This window comes from Dietzia sp. E1, assembly GCF_014145015.1.
GTDB lineage: Bacteria > Actinomycetota > Actinomycetes > Mycobacteriales > Mycobacteriaceae > Dietzia > Dietzia cinnamea_A.
In genome coordinates, this window is sequence record NZ_JAALDU010000165.1 from 1 (window position 1) to 2,811 (window position 2,811).

A 2,811-nucleotide genomic window follows, 5' to 3' on the forward strand; every position below is an offset into this window, starting at 1 on the left:
CCTGAGCGGCGGCGGGCGCCGGACGCGTCAATACGCCGGGTCGAGGGATCCCGCATCGGCGCCGAGCGACCCGGCCGCCGAGGCGGCGGCTCCCCCGACGCTGCCCCACGGTGACGCCGGGTCACCGAGGCTCGCCGTCGAACCGCCCGACGCCCGCGAGTCGGGGAACTCGTCGAGCGGCACGAAGTAGACGTGCCGGCTCTGGCTGGGGACCACCAGCGTGTCGTCGACGATGATCGGCCCGGCCGGGGCCAGCGCCCCCTCGAGCTCGAGCACGCCGGTGACCGCGCCGGTGCGCACGTCGAGTCGGTACACGTTCCCGGCGGTGGTCGAGAAGTAGGCGTCGGCGCCGTCGATCACAGGGGCACCCTTGATCGCGCCGACGGGGTTGCGCCACAGTAGCCCGCCGGTGTGCAGGTCGTAGGCGTAGGCGGCGCCGGTGGTGGGACTGCCGACGAACACGATGCCGTCGTGGATGGTCGGTGCGCCGGACCGGTTGTTGGTGGGTGCGGGCCCGGCGCCGATCACGTGGCGCCACAGGACCTCACCGGAGCGCTCGTCCATCGCGATGATGCTGTGTTCCTCGCGCGCCCCGGCGCTCCCCGGCGCGAGGGCTCGGTTGGCGGTGGTGACGACGACGCCCTCGCCGACGGCCGGCGGGACGTCGTCCAGCCCGTGGGTGAACTCCGGGAATGCGCGCCGCCAGGCGTAGTCGCCGGCCGCGGTGTCGTAGGCGGAGAAGGTGTAGGGCCTGGGGGCACCGCCCCCGAAGAACAGCACCCCGCCGTGCTCCGACGGTGAGGACATGCTCACCACGTGCCCGGTCTCGACCACGTCGAGCGCCTCACCCGTCTCCGGGTCGAGCTTGTACAGGTGGCGGTCGCCGGTGACCGCCCACACCGCTCCGTTGACCACGGCCGGCGTCGGCATGACCTCGCCGGGAGTGTCGTACCGCCACAGGACGTCGCCGGTGTCCGGGTCCAGGCTCAGCACGCCGGATTCCCCCGTGCCGCGGTACCCCTCCGGCCCCCCGCCGAAGAACCGGTTGCCGAATCCCACGAACACCCGCCCGTCGGCGTGGATCATCTCCGAGTGCACCCAGTTGGGCGCCTGCGCCTGCCACAGCAGTGCACCCGTGGAGAGGTCGAACGCCTGCAGTTCGCCGGTCCCGTGGCTGCCGACGAAGACCTTGCCGTCGGCCACCACCGGCGTCGCGCGCACCTCGTTGGCGGTAGGGATCGCCCCGGCGAAGATCTCCTCCACGCCGGAGGCCACGTGGGTGTTGTTGGTCGGGGTGGCGCGGTACTGGGTCCAGTCGCTGTCGGCGGCGTGGGCCGGGCCGACGCCGACCAGCAGGAGCGCCGAGGCGGCCAGGCCTCCGGTGAGGACACGGACAGGGCTCAGACGGTTCCTGGGCATACCTGAAGGCTAACTGGCCATCTGATGTGAGAAGCCGACGGCCGTCGCGGGAGGCCCGTCCCGGCTCCGCCCCCGGGTACTTCAGTGCAACGACCGCGGCGGACCTGGGCCCCCGTCTTCACAGGTCGGTCGGCTACCGTGGCGGGTCGACGCGGCCCGTCCGGGGCCGCGACGGGTGTTCTTGGAGTAGTGGATGACGACGACGAGCCAGCAGACTCCCGCCGGAGATCCGGGTCCCGAGGGGCAGCCGGGCGCTGGCCCGGAGGGTGGGGCACGTCCGTCGGGTGACGGGCGGGGCGGTCGCCCGGGTCGGGGTGGTGTGCTCGCGGCGGTGGCCGTGGTGGCGCTGGTCGTGGTCGCCGCGGTCGCGTGGGCGTTTCTGGCCGGGCCGTTGTCGTCGTCGGCGAGGGCCGAGCGGGCTGTGGCCGAGACGCTCGAGCAGATGAGCTCGGCGGAGTCGTTCGACGAGTTCAACAGTCATATGTGCGCGGAGAACCGGGTCCCGCAGGAGTTGGTGGACACGATCACCGCGTCGAGCGAGGCGACGGGGCCGGATCTCGATTCGATGTTCCGCGAGTCGATCGCGGGCTCGTTCCCGCAGGACCTCGAGGTGACCGGCGTCGAGATCGTCGACGGCGGCGCGGAGGCGATGGCGACGGTCGAGTCCGAGTCGGACGGGTCCGGTCCGGAGCAGGTGCGCATGCGCGACGAGGACGGCGCCTGGAAGCTGTGCCAGCCCGGCGTCGGGATGGGCTCGGTGCCCGAGGGGCAGCAGCCGGGCTGATCGGGTCCGCACGGTCACGCGGGCCGGCCCGGGCGTTCCGGCGGCGTCGGTGTGTCCGTTCCGTCGCTGGGTGTCGTGGCGCGCAGGGTGCGTTCGACCCCGGGTGGGTTGGTGAGGTGGCCGTCGTCGGCGATGAGTCGGTCGAGGTGTTGGTGCCAGCGGTGGTCGAGGATGTGGTCGCGGGCCTGGGCCAGGGGGCCGTGGGGTCGGGTGTGGTGTTCGTGTCCGGTCTCGGTGATGATGGTCAGCTCGCCGAGTGGTCCTGGTCGGTAGGCGCAGTGGCCGAAGGTTTTCTCCCGGTGGTGTTTTCGGCACAGGCACACCAGGTTCCATTCGGCGGTGGGCCCGCCCAGCTCGGGGCGTTGGTGGTCGAACGCGATGACATGGTCGATCTCACAGTCGTGGGCATCGACAGTGCAGCCGGGGTGGCGGCAGGTGCCGTCGCGCAGGCGGATGCGTTCGGCCAACGCGGGGCTGATGCGGTACTTCAGCGCGGCCTCGGGGGTGTCCTCGGTGCCCGGTTGCGGGTCGAGCAGTTCGAACCGGACCTTTGCGTCGCCGCCGGAGAGCAGTTCCTCGCAGAGCCAGTCGAAGCTGGCGTAGGCGCC

3 protein-coding genes are annotated in these 2,811 nt (G+C 72.2%); 1 reads left to right on the top strand and 2 read right to left on the bottom strand.

Going from position 1 to position 2,811, the window contains the following annotated elements; translation table 11 throughout:
* Positions 1-27 precede the first annotated feature (27 nt).
* Positions 28-1,419, bottom strand: coding sequence for a PQQ-binding-like beta-propeller repeat protein (locus G6030_RS06840; protein ID WP_007633284.1), 1,392 nt, complete (start codon positions 1,417-1,419; stop codon positions 28-30).
* A gap of 193 nt (positions 1,420-1,612) precedes the next feature.
* Here G6030_RS06840 and G6030_RS06845 point away from each other — a divergent pair, with 193 nt between their 5' ends.
* Entirely contained in the window at positions 1,613-2,203 is a 591-nt protein-coding gene (locus G6030_RS06845; RefSeq protein ID WP_182642624.1) for a hypothetical protein, read from the top strand.
* Between the two features lie 14 nt (positions 2,204-2,217).
* Here the strand turns inward: G6030_RS06845 and G6030_RS06850 are convergent.
* Positions 2,218-2,811 (bottom strand): HNH endonuclease signature motif containing protein (locus tag G6030_RS06850; protein WP_241724221.1); only part of this gene is annotated, 594 nt, incomplete at its 5' end.